18 protein-coding genes are annotated in these 17,727 nt (G+C 64.0%); 1 reads left to right on the plus strand and 17 read right to left on the minus strand.

The annotated features are described in order from the left end of the window. Positions 1–117: 117 nt before the first annotated feature. Entirely contained in the window at positions 118–810 is a 693-nt protein-coding gene (locus APZ15_RS16475) for a glutathione S-transferase N-terminal domain-containing protein (protein ID WP_027786877.1), read from the plus strand. Between the two features lie 47 nt (positions 811–857). Here the strand turns inward: APZ15_RS16475 and APZ15_RS16480 are convergent, their stop codons facing one another. The 17 genes from APZ15_RS16480 to nuoE form a co-directional block, all read right to left on the minus strand. After that, positions 858–1,334 carry a MaoC family dehydratase gene (locus APZ15_RS16480; RefSeq protein WP_027786876.1) on the minus strand — a complete coding sequence of 159 codons (477 nt, stop codon included), beginning with the start codon at positions 1,332–1,334 and terminating at the stop codon, positions 858–860. Continuing rightward, positions 1,331–1,792 (minus strand): MaoC family dehydratase, encoded by a 462-nt coding sequence (locus APZ15_RS16485; protein ID WP_027786875.1) that lies wholly within the window; start codon positions 1,790–1,792, stop codon positions 1,331–1,333. The genes APZ15_RS16480 and APZ15_RS16485 overlap by 4 nt, the downstream gene beginning before the upstream one ends. Before the next feature lie 37 nt (positions 1,793–1,829). Next, a complete protein-coding gene (locus APZ15_RS16490) occupies positions 1,830–2,963 on the minus strand; it encodes an acyl-CoA dehydrogenase family protein (RefSeq protein ID WP_027786874.1) in 1,134 nt (377 codons plus the stop codon). Positions 2,964–2,982: 19 nt separating this feature from the next. After that, positions 2,983–4,179, minus strand: a complete 1,197-nt coding sequence (locus APZ15_RS16495) for an acyl-CoA dehydrogenase family protein (protein ID WP_027786873.1) — start codon at positions 4,177–4,179, stop codon at positions 2,983–2,985. A gap of 104 nt (positions 4,180–4,283) precedes the next feature. Further along, positions 4,284–4,706: a DUF1178 family protein gene (locus APZ15_RS16500; protein WP_027786872.1), complete on the minus strand. Its 423-nt coding sequence runs from the start codon at positions 4,704–4,706 to the stop codon at positions 4,284–4,286. A 136-nt stretch (positions 4,707–4,842) separates the two neighbouring features. Beyond that, entirely contained in the window at positions 4,843–5,433 is a 591-nt protein-coding gene (locus tag APZ15_RS16505; protein ID WP_027786871.1) for an NUDIX domain-containing protein, read from the minus strand. A gap of 36 nt (positions 5,434–5,469) precedes the next feature. After that, positions 5,470–5,766, minus strand: coding sequence for a DUF2818 family protein (locus tag APZ15_RS16510; protein ID WP_021162819.1), 297 nt, complete (start codon positions 5,764–5,766; stop codon positions 5,470–5,472). Beyond that, positions 5,766–7,220: an NADH-quinone oxidoreductase subunit NuoN gene (nuoN, locus tag APZ15_RS16515; protein ID WP_027786870.1), complete on the minus strand. Its 1,455-nt coding sequence runs from the start codon at positions 7,218–7,220 to the stop codon at positions 5,766–5,768. The genes APZ15_RS16510 and nuoN overlap by 1 nt, the downstream gene beginning before the upstream one ends. Before the next feature lie 36 nt (positions 7,221–7,256). Then, positions 7,257–8,747 (minus strand): NADH-quinone oxidoreductase subunit M, encoded by a 1,491-nt coding sequence (locus APZ15_RS16520; protein ID WP_021162817.1) that lies wholly within the window; start codon positions 8,745–8,747, stop codon positions 7,257–7,259. Positions 8,748–8,763: 16 nt separating this feature from the next. Beyond that, positions 8,764–10,818 (minus strand): NADH-quinone oxidoreductase subunit L, encoded by a 2,055-nt coding sequence (gene nuoL / locus APZ15_RS16525; RefSeq protein WP_021162816.1) that lies wholly within the window; start codon positions 10,816–10,818, stop codon positions 8,764–8,766. 17 nt (positions 10,819–10,835) lie between these two features. Continuing rightward, positions 10,836–11,141 (minus strand): NADH-quinone oxidoreductase subunit NuoK, encoded by a 306-nt coding sequence (gene nuoK / locus APZ15_RS16530; RefSeq protein ID WP_006478272.1) that lies wholly within the window; start codon positions 11,139–11,141, stop codon positions 10,836–10,838. An 18-nt stretch (positions 11,142–11,159) separates the two neighbouring features. Further along, complete coding sequence (locus tag APZ15_RS16535) at positions 11,160–11,810, minus strand: NADH-quinone oxidoreductase subunit J (RefSeq protein WP_021162815.1); 651 nt, start codon at positions 11,808–11,810, stop codon at positions 11,160–11,162. A 103-nt stretch (positions 11,811–11,913) separates the two neighbouring features. Continuing rightward, positions 11,914–12,402, minus strand: a complete 489-nt coding sequence (nuoI, locus tag APZ15_RS16540; RefSeq protein WP_009691265.1) for an NADH-quinone oxidoreductase subunit NuoI — start codon at positions 12,400–12,402, stop codon at positions 11,914–11,916. 10 nt (positions 12,403–12,412) lie between these two features. Then, positions 12,413–13,480 carry an NADH-quinone oxidoreductase subunit NuoH gene (nuoH, locus tag APZ15_RS16545; RefSeq protein WP_027786869.1) on the minus strand — a complete coding sequence of 356 codons (1,068 nt, stop codon included), beginning with the start codon at positions 13,478–13,480 and terminating at the stop codon, positions 12,413–12,415. Further along, a complete protein-coding gene (nuoG, locus tag APZ15_RS16550; RefSeq protein WP_027786868.1) occupies positions 13,481–15,811 on the minus strand; it encodes an NADH-quinone oxidoreductase subunit NuoG in 2,331 nt (776 codons plus the stop codon). An 82-nt stretch (positions 15,812–15,893) separates the two neighbouring features. Then, the gene (nuoF, locus tag APZ15_RS16555; RefSeq protein ID WP_006478267.1) at positions 15,894–17,204 is read right to left on the minus strand and encodes an NADH-quinone oxidoreductase subunit NuoF; all 1,311 of its coding nucleotides are present in this window, start codon (positions 17,202–17,204) and stop codon (positions 15,894–15,896) included. After that, positions 17,201–17,686 carry an NADH-quinone oxidoreductase subunit NuoE gene (gene nuoE, locus APZ15_RS16560; protein ID WP_006756903.1) on the minus strand — a complete coding sequence of 162 codons (486 nt, stop codon included), beginning with the start codon at positions 17,684–17,686 and terminating at the stop codon, positions 17,201–17,203. The genes nuoF and nuoE overlap by 4 nt, the downstream gene beginning before the upstream one ends. Between the last annotated feature and the right edge of the window lie 41 nt (positions 17,687–17,727).

Raw genomic sequence — 17,727 nt, forward strand, 5'->3', positions numbered from 1 at the left:
TACCCGTATCGGCACGCACGTTTGCGTCGCCAGCAGCGCGCATCGATCCATGCTCTAATGACCGCCTGTCGCGGCGCTGCCAGCGCCGTTTTCGCGCACGCAACAAAGGAGTTCACGATGATCGACGTCTATAGCTGGGCGACCCCGAACGGCCACAAGGTGCACATCATGCTCGAGGAAACGGGCCTCGCCTATCGTGTCCATCCGGTCGATATCGGCGCAGGCGACCAGTTCAAGCCGGAATTCCTGAAGATCAGCCCGAACAACAAGATCCCCGCGATCGTCGATCCGGACGGCCCCGGCGGCAAGCCGATCTCGCTGTTCGAATCGGGCGCGATCCTGATCTACCTCGCGGAAAAGACCGGCAAGTTCCTGCCGACGGATCCGGCCGCACGCTATGCAACGCTCGAATGGCTGATGTTCCAGATGGGCGGTGTCGGGCCGATGCTCGGGCAGGCGCATCACTTCCGCCTGTATGCGCCGGAGAAGATCGAGTATGCGGTCAACCGCTACACAAACGAAGCGAAGCGCCTGTACAACGTGATGGACAAGCGACTCGGTGAATCAGAATATCTCGCGGGCGACACGTACACGATCTCGGACATTGCGACGTTCCCGTGGACGCGCTCATGGCAGAACCAGGGCATCGTGCTCGACGAATTGCCGAACGTGAAGCGCTGGTACGACACGATCGCCGCACGACCGGCCGTGCAGCGCGGTGTCGAAGTGCTCGCGTCGATGCGCAAGGCGCTGCAGGACGACAAGGCACGCGAGGTGCTGTTCGGCGCAACGCAGTACGCGAAGCACTGACACGCAAGTGACGGGCGGAGCGGCATCCGTGCATGCCGCTCCCCGCTTCAGAAGTAATGCAGCGTGATGAATTCCGCCGCGCAAACCGGCTGCGGCGCATCGGGACGCTCGACCTGCATCGTCACCGACCACGTCACCTGCACGCCGTTCCGCGCGGCCTCGGCGGTTTCCTTTACCGCAAACAGCGCACGCACTCGCGCGCCGACCGGCACCGGCTTCAGGAACCGCACGCGGTTCAGTCCATAGTTCACGCCCATCTTCTGCTCGAAACGCATCGCGTCGGTCATCAACGCCGGAATCAGCGACAGCGTCAGGAACCCGTGGGCGATCGGTCCGCCGAACGGCGACTCGCGTCGCGCGCGCTCGGGATCGACGTGAATCCATTGATGATCGCCGGTCGCGTCGGCAAACCCGTCGACGCGATGCTGGTCGATCACGATCCAGCCGCTCGCGAGCGGCTCTGCGCCGACGCGTGCCTGCAGCGCCTGCGCCGACGCGATCAGCGGCAACGTCATCTCCGTCATGCCTGCACGCCTCCCGGATGGCGCAGCCCGAAGATCACTTTCGTGTGCACGGTAATCACCGTCTCGCCGGCCTCGTTCACGCCGACCCATTCCGTCGACACGATACCGCGATCGGGCTTGCTCTCCGACACGCGCTTGTCGTGGACCTTCTGGTACATCGTGATCGTATCGCCCGCACGCACCGGCTTGAGCCAGCGGATCGAGTCGATGCCCGGCGAGCCCATGCTGGTCGAGTCCGGGCCGAGCTTCTTGACGAGCAGGCTCATGAACACCGAACACGTATGCCAGCCGCTCGCGACAAGCCCGCCGAAATGCGATGCCTTCCCGGCTTCTTCGTCGAGATGGAACGGCTGCGGATCGTAGCGTTGCGCGAACGTCTTGATGTCGTCGGGTTCGAACGTGTAACGGCCCACTTCGGTGGTGCTGCCGACCACCAGGTCTTCGTAACTGATGCCCACTAGATGTCTCCTTGTCTGGCGCGCTCGCGCGTCGCCGTCATGCCGCGTCGGCCTGCGCGAAATCGGGCAGTGCCGCGATGCGCGCAAGATGATGATCGGTGTCGCCGAGTGTCGTCTCGATGATCGTCAGCCGCTTGAACAGGTGCGCAGCGGCGACCTCGTTGGTCACGCCCATGCCGCCGTGCAGTTGAACGGCCTGCTGGCCGACGAAACGCGCGGCGGCGCCGACACGCGCTTTCGCGGCCGACACCGCCTTGCGCCGCGCGTCGGCATCGCCACTCGCGTAGCGCACGGCTGCCAGGTAGGTCAGCGAACGTGCCTGCTCGGCATGGATCAGCATGTCGACCATCCGGTGCTGCAGTGCCTGAAACCGCGCGATCGGCATGCCGAACTGTTCGCGCGTCTTCGTGTATTCGACCGTGGCGCGGTTCAGTTCGTCGAGCGCGCCGACCGCCTCCGCGCACAGCAGGAACGTCGCGTAATCGGCAACTTGCTCGAGGGCGGCGGCGTCGCGCGCCCCGCCCGTCAGCAGTCGCGCCGGCGTTTCATTGAAACCGATCGTCGCGGCACGCTGGCCGTCGATCGTCCGGTAGTCGGCCACCTTCGCATTCGCGGCATCCCGTTCGACGACGAACAGGCCGATGCCGCCGTCGTCGACGCGCGCAGGCACGATCCACGCATGCGCCTGCGCGCCATGCTGAACGACCGACTTCGTGCCCGTCAGGCGGTACGTGCCGCCCTGCTCGCGCGCATGCGTATCGAGTTCGAACAGGTCGTAGCGCGCATGCGGCTCGTGGAAAGCAACCGCCACACGTTTCTGCCCCTGCGCGACCGCCTCCAGCAGCGCGGCATCCTCACCGGCGCCGGAGCCGGCGATGCGCAAGGCCTCGACACCCACCGCCGTTGCCCAGTACGGCTCGATCACGAGCGCACGGCCGAGTTCCTGCATCACGACCAGCATGTCGACCGGGCCGCCGCCGAAGCCGCCCTGTGCGTCCGGCACGGGCAGCGCGGTCAACCCCAGCTCGGCGAAGGCGCTCCATTGCGTGTCCGACACGCCCGCGTCGCTGCGCACGATGGCCTGACGCGCTTCGAAACCGTATTGCTCGCCGAGATACCGGCGCAGCGCGTCGGCGAACTGCTGCTGCTCATCGGTAAAGCTGAAATCCATGGTTGTCTCCGTTCCCTGATCACAGCCCCAGAATCATCTGCGCGATGATGTTCTTCTGGATCTCGTTCGAACCGCCGTAGATCGACGTCTTCCGGTAGTTGAAGTAGTACGCGGCCAGCGGCGCCGCGTCGTCGTCGCCGGCGATGCTGTGCTCGCGCTGGCCGTCGAGGAACGGAACGTCGAACGGTGCGGCGAGCGGGCCGATCGCGTCGACCATCAGCTCGGTGAGCGCCTGCTGCACTTCCGTGCCCTTGATCTTCAGCATGGACGCCTCGGGGCCCGGCCCCTTCCCGCTCGTCTCGCGGCTGACGACGCGCAGCACCGTCACCTCGAGCGCCATCAGCTCGACCTCGAGCGCCGCGACCTTGGCGGCGAACACGGGATCGGCATGCAACGGCTTGCCGTTCTTGCGCTGGTTCGACGCCACGCGCTTCAGGAACGCGAGCTCGCGCTTCGACGCGCCGACGCGCGCGATGCCGGTGCGCTCATGGCCAAGCAGGTATTTCGCGTAGGTCCAGCCGCGATTCTCGTCGCCGACGAGATTCTCGACCGGCACCTTCACGTCCTCGAAGAACACCTCGTTGACCTCGTGGTCCTCGTCGAGCATGACGATCGGCCGCACCGTGATGCCGGGCGTCTTCATGTCGATCAGCAGGAACGAGATGCCCTCCTGCTTCTTCGCGGCCGGATCGGTGCGCACGAGGCAGAACATCATGTCGGCGTACTGGCCGAGCGTCGTCCAGGTCTTCTGGCCGTTGACGACGTAGTGATCGCCTTGGCGCTCGGCGCGCGTACGCAACGATGCGAGGTCGGATCCCGAACCCGGCTCCGAATAGCCCTGGCACCACCAGTCCGAGCCGTCGAGAATCCGCGGCAGATAATGACGCTTCTGCGCTTCGCTGCCGTATTTCATCAACACCGGCGCGACCATCGATACGCCGAACGGCAGCACGGTCGGTGCACCGATCCGCGCGCACTCCTCATCCCAGATGTGCCGTTGCGTCGCGTTCCAGCCCGGCCCGCCGTATTCAACCGGCCAGGCGGGCGCGGACCAGCCGCGCTGGCCAAGAATCCGGTGCCAGCTCGCGAAATCCTCGCGGTCGAGTCGTTTGTGATCGAGTACTTTGGCGCGCAGTGCGTGAGGCAGGTTGGCCTCGAGCCAGGCGCGAACGTCGACGCGGAACGCGTCGTCGGCGGGGGAATAATCCAGATCCATGCGCAGTGTCTCCTGTCGACCGGAGGTAGTGCTTCAACACTTACTCAGGTCCCATGCAGACGCAGGCCGCGGCCGTCCAGCCCGGCAAGGACCCACTGCATACGTCATTGCAGCGGTTCTTTCAGCGCGGCAGGAATCGGCAGCGGCATCACGTCGATGCCTTCTTCGGCCAAGGATTGCGCATCTTCGGGCGTCGTGACACCGCGAATGCTGCGTGCCGGCGCCTCGTTGTAATGGATGCGCCGCGCTTCCTCGGCGAAGCGCTCGCCCACATTCTCGGTTTTCTCCAGCACCTCGCGCAGTGCACGCATCACCTGCGCCTGCATTGCGCGCGGATCGGCCGGCTGTGCCAGCGTCGCACCCGACAGATTCAGGCGCGGCGCCGACGGCAGACGGTTGACCTCGGTCGTTCCGCACACCGGGCATTCGACCAGCTTGCGGGACAACTGCGCTTCGAATTCATCGGCGGAAGCGAACCAGCCTTCGAACCGATGACCGTGCGGGCACTGCAAATCGAGGACCTTCATGCTGAATCAGGGCGTGTGGCGAGTGTAGCGCAAAAAGCGGTTTTGTGAACGACCGTGCTAATTACCGATCGCGCGACGTGGAGGCGTCGCGTCACCGGATTGTAACGCGGCGCCCCACCCGCCGCTGACGCCGCACTCAGGGCGTCAGGACCGGCCCGAGCGGCCACGTACCGGACAGCACCTTGTCGAGCCACATCGTACCGATGATCGTCTTCACGTCGGAAATCTGGCCCGTGCGCACCCATTCCTGCAAATCGGCCTGCGTCGCGGTGAAGGTCTCGAGGAATTCGCCCTCATCGAGCTTGCGCTCGCCGGCCGTCAGCCCGCGCGCCAGGTACAGGTCGATGAATTCGGTCGAGTAGGAAATGATCGGATGAATGCGGGTCAGGAACACGTACTCGCGTGCGGTGTAACCCGTTTCCTCGCGCAGTTCGCGCACCGCGCAGGCGAGCGCGCCTTCGTTCGGGTCGAGTTTGCCGGCCGGGAATTCGGCCATCACCTTGCCGATCGGGTAGCGAAACTGGTTTTCCATCAGCACGCGGCCGTCATCGAACAGCGGGATCACCATCACCGCGCCCGGATGCTGGACGTATTCGCGCGTGGCCTTCTTGCCATCCGGCAGGCGGACGATATCGCGCTTGAGCTTGAGGAACGCGCCGTCGAAAATCGCCTCACTCTCGAGGCAGGTTTCGGTCAGTGCGGTGTCGTGATTGGGTAGTTCGGCCATCGGCGGCTCCGGAAATGAGCGCGACGGCCGAAGCCGTCAGCGTCGTTTGACGAGATACTGGAACGTGAAGCCGGGAAACGCGAACACGACGAAAAGACTGAACGTGATCGCGTAGAACTGCCAGCCCTGTTCGAAGCGGTTGCCGGCGCGCGACTCGAGCCAGAAGCCGAGCGCGCCAACGATGAAGTACAGCACGATCAGCTCGCCGATCCGCACCCACCCGCCCTTCTTCGTCGCGCCGAACGGCACGACGGCGAAGAGGCGTTGGTTCAGGAACGGCAGGTTGGCGCAGACGAACGCCAACAGCACGATAAACCAGCCGGCTGCCGACATTACAGCGGCAGCGTGTGGCGAATTGCCTGCAGGCAGGCCGTCAGCAGCGGGCTCGGGATCAGGCCGAGCACGACGACCGCCAGGCCGTTCAGCACGAGGATCGTGCGCTTGCAGAAATCACCCGTGATCGGCGTTGCATCCTGCGGTGCATCGAAGTACATCAGCTTCACGATGCGCAGGTAGTAGAAGGCACCGAACAGCGACGTGATCACGGCCAGCACGGCCAGCCACGTGAGGCCCGCGTTGACGGTCGCCTCGAGCACGGCGAGCTTCGCGTAGAAGCCGACGGTCGGCGGGATGCCTGCCAGCGAGAACATCATGACCATCATCACGAACGCGAACACCGGGCTGCGCTTGTTGAGGCCCTTGAAGTCGTCGATCGTGTCGGCTTCGAAATCGCGGCGTGCGAGCAGCATCACCACGCCGAACGAGCCGAGCGTCGTGATCAGGTAGACGATCGCGTAGAACATCGCCGAGCTGTATGCATTCGCCGGCGCCGACGCGTCGCCCTTCACGATGCCTGCGAGCAGGCCGAGCAGCACGAAGCCCATGTTCGAGATCGCCGAGTACGCGAGCATCCGCTTGATGTTGCGCTGGACGATACCGGTGATGTTGCCGACGATCAGCGACAGCGCGGCGAGGATCACGAGCGCGGTCTGCCAGTTCTGCGCGAGCGGCAGCAGGCCCATCACCAGGAAGCGCAGGCCCCACGCGAACGCGGCAACCTTCGGGCCGCCGCCGACGAACAGCGTCATCGCGGTCGGTGCGCCCTGGTAGACGTCCGGCACCCACATGTGGAACGGCACGGCGCCGAGCTTGAACGCGATACCGGCGACGATGAAGACCACGCCGAACATCAGCACGGCTGCGTCGGTGTTGCCGCCGACCGCCTTGTACACCTCGCCCAGCTCGAGCGAGCCGGTCGCGCCGTACAGCATCGAGATGCCGTACAGCACGAAGCCCGATGCAAGCGCGCCCAGCACGTAGTACTTCATCGCGGCTTCGCTCGACTGCGCGGCGTCGCGGCGCAGCGCGATGACTGCGTACAGCGACAGCGACATCAGTTCGAGACCGAGGTACAGCGTCAGGAAGTTGTTGCCCGACACCATGACCAGCTGGCCGAGCAGCGAGAACATGCCGAGCAGGAACACGTCGCCGCGGAACATGTCGCGATCCTCGAGGTACTTGCGCGAATAGACGAGCGAGACCGCGAAACCGAACGACACGACGGCCTTCATCGTGCTCGCGAACGAGTCGACGACGACCATCTTCGAGAAGAAGTAGTACTGCTGCGGGTCGAGTGCCTGCACCGCGAACCACACGCCGGCGACGACCGACGAAACAACCGCGATCAGGTAAGTCAGGCGGCGGCCGGAAGCACCGGTAAAGGTGTCGTTCAGCCATGCGACGACGATGGCGGCCATCACCAGCGCGTCAGGCAACAGGACATTCATAGGAGCGTTCATGATCTTGATTTCCTCCGCTCGCGATTACTGCGCCAGCGGCAGCTTGGACTGCGCGACATGGGAGAGGAGGTTTTCCACGGAAACGTGCATCACGTCGGTGAAAGGCTTCGGATACAGGCCCATCAGCAGCGTGAACGCGGCGAGCACGGCCAGCATCAGGAATTCGCGACGGCCGATGTCCTTCAGCTTGGCAACGTGGTCGTTCGCCACCGCGCCGAAGTACACGCGCTTGTACATCCACAGCGTGTAAGCAGCGCCGAGGATCAGCGTGAACGCCGCGCCGAATGCGATCCAGAAGTTGTACTGGACGGCCGCGAGAATCACCATGAACTCGCCGACGAAACCCGACGTGCCCGGCAGGCCGCAGTTGGCCATCGAGAACAGCATCGCGAAGGCCGCGAACTTCGGCATCACGTTGACGACGCCACCGTAATCGGCGATCTGGCGCGAGTGCACGCGGTCGTACAGCACGCCGATGCAGAGGAACATCGCGCCCGACACGAAGCCGTGCGAGATCATCTGGATGATCGCGCCTTCGACGCCGAGCTGGTTGAAGATGAAGAAGCCGAGCGTGACGAAGCCCATGTGCGCGATCGACGAATACGCGACCAGCTTCTTCATGTCGGCCTGCACCATCGCGACGAGGCCGATGTAGATCACCGCGATCAGCGACAGCGTGATCACGACGGGGGCCAGGAAGTGGCTCGCGTCAGGCGTGATCGGCAGCGAGAAGCGCAGGAAACCGTACGCGCCGAGCTTCAGCATGATCGCGGCCAGCACGACCGAGCCGCCCGTCGGCGCTTCCACGTGCGCGTCCGGCAGCCACGTGTGCACCGGCCACATCGGCACCTTCACCGCGAACGCGAGGAAGAACGCGATGAACAGCAGGATCTGCGGCGTCATCGCGATCTTGGCGTTCTGCCACGTCGCGAGGTCGAACGAATGCGTTTCCGTGTACAGGTAGATCAGCGCGACCAGCATCAGCAGCGAGCCGGCCAGCGTGTACAGGAAGAACTTGAATGCCGCATACACGCGGTTCGGGCCGCCCCACACGCCGATGATGATGTACATCGGGATCAGGGTCGCTTCGAAGAACACGTAGAACAGCAGGCCGTCGGCCGCCGAGAAGACGCCGATCATGATCCCGGACAGGATCAGGAACGCCGCGAGGTACTGCGCGACGTTCTCGGTGATGACTTCCCATGCGGCGATCACGACGATCACCGTGATCAGCGCGGTCAGCACGACGAACCACATCGAGATGCCGTCGACGCCGAGGTGATACGCGATGTCAAAGCGCTCGATCCAGGTCGACTTCTCGACGAACTGCAGCGCAGCCGTGCTCGAATCGAAGCCCGTGATCAGCGGGATCGTGACCGCGAGGCCGAGCAGCGAACCGATCAGCGCGATCCAGCGGGCCGTCCCCGGATTTTTGTCATTACCCACCGCAAGCACGAGGAGGCCGAAAACGATCGGCAGCCAGATCGCGGTACTGAGAATCGGAAAAGCGTGCATTAAGTTGTCCCCCGCCTTATTTGCCGCCGAGCGTTACAAACAGGGTCAGGAGCCCCAGCATGCCGATGATCATGGCGAACGCGTAGTGATAGATGTAACCGGATTGGAGGAAGCGGATCACGCTGGCGAACCAGCCGATGAACCGGGCGCTGCCGTTGACGAGGCCGTCGATCACGACGACGTCACCTTCCTTCCACAGGCCGCGGCCGATCGCCACCGAACCACGGGCGAACACCACTTCGTTGATCTTGTCCATGTAGTACTTGTTGTCCAGCAGCGTGTAGATCGGGCCGAACGCGCGGCGGATCGACGCCGGCAGATCCGGACGCTTCAGGTACAGGAACCAGGCGACAACGACACCGGCGAGCGCGAGCCAGACCGGCAGACCCGACACCGAGTGCAGGCCCATGCCCACCCAGCCGTGGAACTCCTCGGCCATCTCGGCCAGCGCCGGGTGGTTTTCGCCGATGAAGATCACCTTGTCGAATGCAACGCCGTGCTGGAAGAAGTCGCCGAACAGCATCGGGCCGACCGCGATTGCACCGATGATCACCGACGGGATCGCCAGCAGGACCAGCGGCACCCACACGACCCACGGGGTCTCGTGCGGCTCGTGCGCGTGGTCGTCATGACCATGGCCATGACCGTGGTCGTCGTGGCCGTGCGCGGCCGCCATGCCCATCGGCGATTCCGGATGCTTCGGCTTGCGGAAGCGCTCTTCACCGTGGAACACCAGGAAATACATGCGGAACGAGTACAGCGCCGTGACGAACACGCTCGCGACGACCGCGAAGTACGCGAAGCCCGAACCCGGCAGGTGCGAAAGCTTCACCGCGTCGATGATCGAGTCCTTCGAGTAGAAGCCCGAGAAGAACGGCGTACCGATCAGCGCGAGCGAACCGATGAGCGACGTGATCCACGTGATCGGCATGTACTTGCGCAGGCCGCCCATGTTGCGGATGTCCTGGTCGTGGTGCATGCCCATGATGACCGAGCCGGCGCCGAGGAACAGCAGCGCCTTGAAGAACGCGTGCGTCATCAGGTGGAACAGCGCGACCGGGTACGCGGACACGCCGAGCGCGACCGTCATGTAGCCGAGCTGCGACAGCGTCGAATAGGCGACCACCCGCTTGATGTCGTTCTGGATGATGCCGAGGAAGCCCATGAACAGCGCCGTGATCGCGCCGATCACCGTGACGAACGACAGCGCGGTGTCCGACAGCTCGAACAGCGGCGACATGCGCGACACCATGAAGATGCCGGCCGTCACCATCGTCGCCGCGTGAATCAGCGCGGAGATCGGGGTCGGGCCTTCCATCGAGTCCGGCAGCCACACGTGCAGCGGGAACTGTGCCGACTTACCCATCGCGCCGATGAACAGGCAGATACAGGCCACGGTCAGCAGGCCCCAGTCGGTGCCCGGGAAGTGCAGGCTCGCGAGTTCCGCGCGCTTCGCGAACACTTCGCCGTAGTTCATCGAGCCGGCGAACGCGAGCAGCAGGCCGATGCCGAGCAGGAAGCCGAAGTCGCCCACGCGGTTCACGAGGAACGCCTTCATGTTCGCGTAGATCGCGCTCTCACGCGTGAAGTAGAAGCCGATCAGCAGGTACGACACCAGACCCACCGCTTCCCAGCCGAAGAACAGCTGCAGGAAGTTGTTGCTCATCACGAGCATCAGCATCGAGAACGTGAACAGCGAGATGTACGAGAAGAAGCGCTGGTAGCCGTCTTCTTCCGCCATGTAGCCGATCGTGTACACGTGCACCATCAGCGAGACGAAGGTCACGACGACCATCATCATCGCGGTCAGCGAATCGACGAGGAAGCCGACTTCGAGCTTCAGCGAGCCGACGTTCATCCATTCGTAGACGGTCGCGTTGAAGCTTGCGCCGCCCATCACGTCGAAGAAGACTTTCGCCGACAGGAGGAACGCGATCATTACGCCGAGGATCGTGATCCGGTGTGCGCCCTTGCGCCCGACTGCGTTCCCGAACAGCCCCGCAATCAGCGAGCCGGCCAGCGGAGCGAGCGGAATCGCCAGCAGCAGGTTTTCATTGAGTGTCGTTGACATAACAGCGTTGCCTGAAATTAACCTTTGAGCTGATCGAGATCCTCGACATTGATCGTGTCGAGCTTACGGAACAGGGTCACCAGAATCGCGAGGCCGATCGCGGCTTCCGCTGCGGCGACCGTCAGCACGAAGAACACGAAGATCTGGCCGTGCACATCGCCGAGGTAGTGCGAGAACGCGACGAAGTTGGTATTCACCGCCAGCAGCATCAGTTCGATCGACATCAGGATGATGATGACGTTGCGGCGGTTCAGGAAGATCCCGACGATCGCGATCGCAAAGAGGATCGCGCCGAGCACGAGGTAATGAGCAAGAGTCAGCATGGTTTTCCTTTCCTCCGCTTAGCCGTTGGTGCCCGAACCGGCTTCGCTCTGCGCCGTTTCCGGCTGCGGCTTGTCCGCTTCCATCTTCACGAGGCGCACACGGTCGTTGCGGCGCACCTTGACCTGATCCGACACGCGCTGGCGCTTGCTGTCCTTGCCCTTGCGCTCGGTCAGCCCGATCGCGGCAATGATCGCGACCAGCAGCACGAGGCCGGCGATTTCAAACGCGAAGATGTAGTCGGTGTAGATCACCTTGCCGATCAGTCGCGTGTTCGACCAGTTGGCCATTTCGCCCGTCGCCATCGCGTGCACCGTCTGCGTGTCGCCGTAACCGCGCCACAGGATCAGCGCGGTTTCGATCACGATGATCGCGCCGACCACGGTCGCCATCGGGACGAAGCGCTTGAAGTCGCGGCGCAGGTAGTCGATGTTGATGTCCAGCATCATCACGACGAACAGGAACAGCACCATCACGGCGCCCACGTAGACCAGCACCAGCAGGATCGCGAGGAACTCCGCTTCCAGCAGCATCCAGATCGCGGCGGCGTTGAAGAACGCCAGCACAAGGAAAAGCGCAGACGCCACCGGGTTGCGCGAAGTGATCACCTTCAGCCCTGATACCACCAGGAGCAGCGCGAAGATGTAGAACAGTACGGTCGTGAATTCCATGATTACCGGTTCATCGTTAGGCCATAGTCAGGCGCGGCTTGCGGGACGCCCGCACCCGTCGCGGCGGCTCGGCCCAGGCTTCGGGCCGGCACTGCAAACACAATCAACGATACGGCGCGTCGGCAGCCTTCGCCGCGGCGATGTCCTTCTCGTAGCGATCGCCCACCGCGAGCAGCATTTCCTTCGTGAAATACAGATCGCCGCGCTTTTCGCCGTGGTACTCGAGAATCTGCGTCTCGACGATCGAATCGACCGGGCAGCTCTCTTCGCAGAAACCGCAGAAGATGCACTTCGTCAGGTCGATGTCGTAGCGCGTCGTGCGGCGCGTGTTGTCCGCGCGCGTTTCCGATTCGATCGTGATCGCCATCGCGGGGCACACGGCCTCGCAGAGCTTGCACGCGATGCAGCGCTCTTCGCCGTTTTCATAGCGGCGCAGCGCATGCAGCCCGCGGAACCGCGGCGAAATCGGGGTCTTCTCTTCCGGGAACTGCACGGTGAACTTGCGCTTGAACGTGTAACGACCGGTCAGCGCGAGCCCCTTCAGCAGCTCGGTCAGGAAGAAAGTCTTAAAGAAGTGTTGGATAGCCGTCATGATTTCGTCCTTACTTCACCCAGATGTTCAGCGGCGACATCATCCAGCAGCCGACCACGACCACCCAGATCACCGTGACGGGCAGGAACACCTTCCAGCCCAGACGCATGATCTGGTCGTAACGGTAGCGCGGGAACGTCGCGCGGACCCAGATGAACACCGACAGCAGTGCGAAGACCTTCAGCACCAGCCAGAAGATGCCCGGGATGAACGACAGGAATTCGAACGGTGCGTCCCAGCCACCGAGGAACAGCGTCGCAGCCAGCGCCGAGATCACGATCATGTTGATGTACTCGGCGAGGAAGAACAGCGCGAACGCCATGCCCGAGTAATCGATCATGTGACCGGCAACGATTTCCGACTCCCCTTCCACCACGTCGAACGGGTGGCGGTTCGTTTCGGCGATGCCCGAAATGAAGTAGACGACGAACGCCGGCAGCAGCGGCAGCCAGTTCCACGACAGGAAGTTCACGCCGTGGCCGGCGAAGAAACCGTGCTGTTGCGAACCCACGATTTCCGACAGGTTCAGGCTGCCGGCCGTCATCAGCACCAGCACCAGCGCGAAGCCCATCGAGATTTCGTACGACACCATCTGTGCCGCGGCGCGCATCGCGCCGAGGAACGCGTACTTCGAGTTCGACGCCCAGCCCGCGAGAATCACCGCATACACGCCGATCGACGAGATCGCCATCGCGTACAGCAGGCCCGCGTTCACGTTCGCGAGGACCGCTTCGGCCTGGAACGGGATCACGGCCCACACGGCGAACGCCGGCACGACGGTCATCACCGGCGCGATCAGGTACAGCCAGCGGCTGGCGGCGCTCGGCTGAATGACTTCCTTCAGCAGCAGCTTCAGCACGTCGGCGATCGGCTGCAGCAGGCCGCCGGGGCCGACGCGGTTCGGGCCGAGACGCACGTGCATCCAGCCGATCAGCTTGCGTTCCCACAGAATCAGGTACGCGACGCACAGCAGGATGACGACGGAGACGACGAGGATGCGCACGACGGCCCACACCGTCGGCCATGCGAAGCCGAGAAGCTGGGACCCGCCCGCGTTGATCGTATCGAACAAGCTCATTTACGCCTTCTCCACCACCAGTTCACCGGACAGGCTGCCGAGCGCTGCGCCGGCAGGCGTTGCCGCCGACACGCGAACGACCGTCTCCGCAAGATTCGCGTCGCGCACGGCCGGCAACTGCACCGCACGCTCGCCCTGGCGCACGCGCACCGCGTCGCCTTCCTTCAAGCCCAGCTTGTCGAACAGCGCGGCCGGCAGGGCTGCGGCATTCGCCGCCTTCGCGGCGGCCGTCAGGTGCAGCGCACCTGCGCGGCGCACGAGCGCGTCGGCGTGATAGATCGGCACATCGGCCAGACGCTCGAAGCCGCCGTTCGCGGCATTCGCGGCGGCGCGCACCGGCGCGACCGACGTCTGGTTCGACAGGCGGCCCGCGACGCCGGCGTCGCCGAGCGCAGCGAGACGCACTTCTTCCGCGGTCTCGTATTCGAAGTTCGGCAGGCCGAGCAGGCTGCCGAGCACGCGCAGCACCTTCCAGCCCGGACGCGTGTCGCCGAGCGGGCGCACGACGCCGTTGAAGCTCTGCACGGTGCCTTCCGCATTCACGTACGTGCCGGCCGTTTCCGTGAACGGCGCGACCGGCAGCAGCACGTCGGCGTAGTCGAGGCCGTGCTTGAACGGCGACATCACGACGACCATTTCCGCCTGGTTCAGCGCGGCCAGCGCCTGTGCCGGATCAGCGGTGTCGAATTCCGGCTCGACGTTCAGCAGCACGTAGCCCTTGCGCGGCTGCGCGAACGCTTCACGTGCGTTCAAGCCGCCTTCGCCCGGCAGTGCGCCGACGACGTGCGCGCCGACCGTGTTCGCCGCTTCCGTCAGGAAGCCGAACGTGGCGCCGGTGTTGTCGGCGATCCACTTGGCGACGGCGTGCAGCTTCGCGAATTCCGGATGGCGGACCGCGACGTTGCCGAGCAGCACCGCACGGCGTTCGCCGTTCGCGAGCGACTGGGCGACAGCCTGCGCGGCCGGCGATGCGGTAACGCCAGCCAGTGCGTCGGGCAGCGCGACGCCGCGCAGTTGCGCGACCGCGGCAGCGATGCCGGCCAGCTGGTCGAGCCATGCCGACGGCGCGGCAACGATGCGCTGCGCGGTCGGGATCAGTGCGTCGTCACCGGTCGCGTGCAGGAAGTGCAGCTTCGCGCCGTTCTTCGCGGCCTGACGCAGGCGGGCGGCAAACAGCGGGTGGTCGCGGCGCAGGAACGAACCGACGACGAACGCGGCATCCACGTTCGACAGGTCGGCGATCGGCATGCCGAGCCACGGTGCGCCCTGGACCGGCGCCGAGAAATCCTGCTGACGCAGACGGAAATCGACGTTCGGCGTCTTCAGTTCGTTGGCGAGCTGCTTCACGAGGAACAGCTCTTCGGCGGTGCTGTGCGCGCTCGCGAGCATCGCCAGCGCGTTCGCGCCGTGATCCGCGGCGATGCCCTTCAGGCCCTTCGCGACGTATTCGAGCGCGGTCTGCCAGTCGGTTTCGATCCACTGGCCGCCCTGCTTCAGCATCGGCTTCGTCAGGCGCTCTTCGCTGTTGAGGCCTTCATACGAGAAGCGGTCCTTGTCCGAGATCCAGCATTCGTTGATCGCTTCGTTCTCGAACGGCAGCACGCGCATCACGCGGTTGTTCTTCACCTGCACGACGAGGTTCGCGCCGACGGAATCGTGCGGGCTCACCGACTTGCGGCGCGACAGTTCCCACGTACGGGCGCTGTAGCGGAACGGCTTGCTGGTCAGCGCGCCGACCGGGCACAGGTCGATCATGTTGCCCGACATTTCGGAATCGACCGTCTTGCCGACGAACGTCGTGATTTCCGAGTGCTCGCCGCGGCCCAGCATGCCGAACTCCATCACGCCGGCGATTTCCTGGCCGAAGCGGACGCAGCGCGTGCAGTGGATGCAGCGCGACATCTCTTCCATCGAGATCAGCGGGCCCACGTTCTTGTGGAACACCACGCGCTTTTCTTCCGAGTAACGCGACGACGACTTGCCGTAGCCGACCGCCAGATCCTGCAGCTGGCATTCGCCGCCCTGATCGCAGATCGGGCAGTCGAGCGGATGGTTGATGAGGAGGAATTCCATCACCGACTGCTGCGCCTTCACGGCCTTGTCGGATTGCGTATGGACGATCATGCCGGCCGACACGGGAGTCGCGCAGGCAGGCACGGCCTTCGGCATCTTCTCGACTTCGACGAGACACATCCGGCAGTTGGCCGCAACCGACAGTTTCTTGTGATAGCAGAAGTGAGGAATGTACGTATCCGCCTTGTGCGCAGCCTGGATCACCATGCTGCCTTCGGGCACCTCGACCTTCTTGCCGTCTATTTCAAGTTCAACCATGATGGTGAATGGTCCTTAACCTATTTCCGCCCGTTCGCGCCTTCGCCCGACCGTGCGCTCAAATTCCGCAACCGGGTTCGCTTCAGGCCGCCGCCGCGTGCGCGTGGCCGCCGACCATGCAGTGCTTGTGCTCGACGTGGTACGCGAATTCGTCCCAGTAGTGCTTGAGCATCCCGCGTACCGGCATCGCCGCCGCATCGCCGAGTGCACAGATCGTGCGGCCCATGATGTTCTCGGCCACCGAGTTCAGCAGATCCAGATCTTCCTGGCGCCCTTCGCCGTGCTCGATACGGTTCACGACGCGATACAGCCAGCCGGTGCCTTCACGACACGGCGTGCACTGGCCGCACGATTCCTCGTAGTAGAAGTACGACAGGCGCAGCAGCGAGCGCACCATGCAGCGCGTCTCGTCCATCACGATCACCGCGCCGGAACCGAGCATCGAGCCCGCCTTCGCGATCGAATCGTAGTCGAGATCCGTCTGCATCATGATGTCGCCCGGGATCACCGGTGCCGACGACCCGCCCGGAATCACGGCCTTGATCTTCTTGCCGCCGCGCATCCCGCCGGCGAGCTCCATCAGCGTCGCGAACGGCGTGCCGAGCGGCACTTCGTAGTTGCCCGGACGCTCGACGTCGCCCGACACCGAGAAAATCTTCGTGCCGCCGTTGTTCGGCTTGCCGATCTCGAGGTAATTCTGCGGCCCGATGGACAGCAGGAACGGCACCGCGGCGAACGTCTCGGTGTTGTTGATCGTGGTCGGCTTGCCGTACACGCCGAAGCTCGCCGGGAACGGCGGCTTGAAGCGCGGCTGGCCCTTCTTGCCTTCGAGCGATTCGAGCAGCGCCGTTTCCTCGCCGCAGATGTACGCGCCGTAACCGTGGTGCGCGTGCAGCTGGAACGAGAATTCCGAGCCCATGATGTTGTCGCCGAGGAAACCCGCTGCACGCGCTTCATCGAGCGCGGCCTCGAAGCGTCGATACACTTCGAAGATTTCGCCGTGGATGTAGTTGTAGCCGACGGTAATGCCCATCGCGTACGCGCCGATGGCCATGCCTTCGATCAGCGCGTGCGGGTTCCAGCGCAGGATGTCGCGATCCTTGAACGTACCCGGCTCGCCTTCGTCCGAGTTGCAGACGAGGTACTTCTGCCCCGGGAACTGGCGCGGCATGAAGCTCCACTTCAGGCCGGTCGGAAAACCCGCACCGCCGCGGCCGCGCAGGCCCGACGCCTTGACGTCGGCGATCACCTGCTCGGGCGGAATCTTTTCTTCGAGAATGCGGCGCAGCTGCTTGTAGCCGCCGCGCGCGACGTAATCTTCGAGATGCCAGTTCTCGCCGTTCAGACCAGCGAGGATCAGCGGTTTGATGTGACGGTCGTGGAGGGACGTCATTTCGAGAGCTCCTCAAGCAGCTGGTCGATCTTCTCGCGGCTCATGAAGCTGCACATTCTGTGATTGTTCACCAGCAGCACCGGCGCATCGCCGCACGAGCCCATGCATTCGCCTTCCTTCAGCGTGAACTTGCCGTCAGGCGTGGTTTCGCCGAAGCCGATGCCCAGCTTCTGTTTCAGGTAGTCGGCAGTCGCTTCCGCGCCGCCGTGCGGGCCAAGCTGGCACGGCAGGTTCGTACAGAGCGTGATCTTGTGCTTGCCGACCGGGTTGAGCTCGTACATCGTGTAGAACGTCGCGACTTCCTGCACGGCAACGGCCGGCATGCCGAGATAGTCCGCAACGAACTGCATCAGTTCGGGCGACAGCCAGCCGTGCTCTTCCTGAGCAACGGCCAACGCCGACATCACGGCGGACTGTTTCTGATCGGCGGGATACTTCGTCAACGCTCGATCGATTTCCTTCAGGCCTTCAGCTGAGATCATTTTCAGACACGACTCTTTCAATTCCTACCGAACGAACAACC

It is taken from the genome of Burkholderia cepacia ATCC 25416 (genome assembly GCF_001411495.1).
GTDB lineage: Bacteria > Pseudomonadota > Gammaproteobacteria > Burkholderiales > Burkholderiaceae > Burkholderia > Burkholderia cepacia.

Coding starts and splice junctions, on each gene's coding strand:
- APZ15_RS16490 (WP_027786874.1), bottom strand. CDS start 2,963: ATGGATTTCAGCTTTACCGATGAGCAGCAGCAGTTCGCCGACGCGCTG.
- nuoF (WP_006478267.1), bottom strand. CDS start 17,204: ATGACGTCCCTCCACGACCGTCACATCAAACCGCTGATCCTCGCTGGT.
- APZ15_RS16535 (WP_021162815.1), bottom strand. CDS start 11,810: ATGGAATTCACGACCGTACTGTTCTACATCTTCGCGCTGCTCCTGGTG.
- APZ15_RS16475 (WP_027786877.1), top strand. CDS start 118: ATGATCGACGTCTATAGCTGGGCGACCCCGAACGGCCACAAGGTGCAC.
- APZ15_RS16505 (WP_027786871.1), bottom strand. CDS start 5,433: ATGGCCGAACTACCCAATCACGACACCGCACTGACCGAAACCTGCCTC.
- APZ15_RS16480 (WP_027786876.1), bottom strand. CDS start 1,334: ATGACGGAGATGACGTTGCCGCTGATCGCGTCGGCGCAGGCGCTGCAG.
- APZ15_RS16495 (WP_027786873.1), bottom strand. CDS start 4,179: ATGGATCTGGATTATTCCCCCGCCGACGACGCGTTCCGCGTCGACGTT.
- APZ15_RS16500 (WP_027786872.1), bottom strand. CDS start 4,706: ATGAAGGTCCTCGATTTGCAGTGCCCGCACGGTCATCGGTTCGAAGGC.
- nuoK (WP_006478272.1), bottom strand. CDS start 11,141: ATGCTGACTCTTGCTCATTACCTCGTGCTCGGCGCGATCCTCTTTGCG.
- APZ15_RS16510 (WP_021162819.1), bottom strand. CDS start 5,766: ATGTCGGCAGCCGGCTGGTTTATCGTGCTGTTGGCGTTCGTCTGCGCC.
- nuoN (WP_027786870.1), bottom strand. CDS start 7,220: ATGAATGTCCTGTTGCCTGACGCGCTGGTGATGGCCGCCATCGTCGTC.
- nuoH (WP_027786869.1), bottom strand. CDS start 13,480: ATGAGCTTGTTCGATACGATCAACGCGGGCGGGTCCCAGCTTCTCGGC.
- APZ15_RS16520 (WP_021162817.1), bottom strand. CDS start 8,747: ATGCACGCTTTTCCGATTCTCAGTACCGCGATCTGGCTGCCGATCGTT.
- nuoE (WP_006756903.1), bottom strand. CDS start 17,686: ATGATCTCAGCTGAAGGCCTGAAGGAAATCGATCGAGCGTTGACGAAG.
- nuoI (WP_009691265.1), bottom strand. CDS start 12,402: ATGACGGCTATCCAACACTTCTTTAAGACTTTCTTCCTGACCGAGCTG.
- nuoG (WP_027786868.1), bottom strand. CDS start 15,811: ATGGTTGAACTTGAAATAGACGGCAAGAAGGTCGAGGTGCCCGAAGGC.
- nuoL (WP_021162816.1), bottom strand. CDS start 10,818: ATGTCAACGACACTCAATGAAAACCTGCTGCTGGCGATTCCGCTCGCT.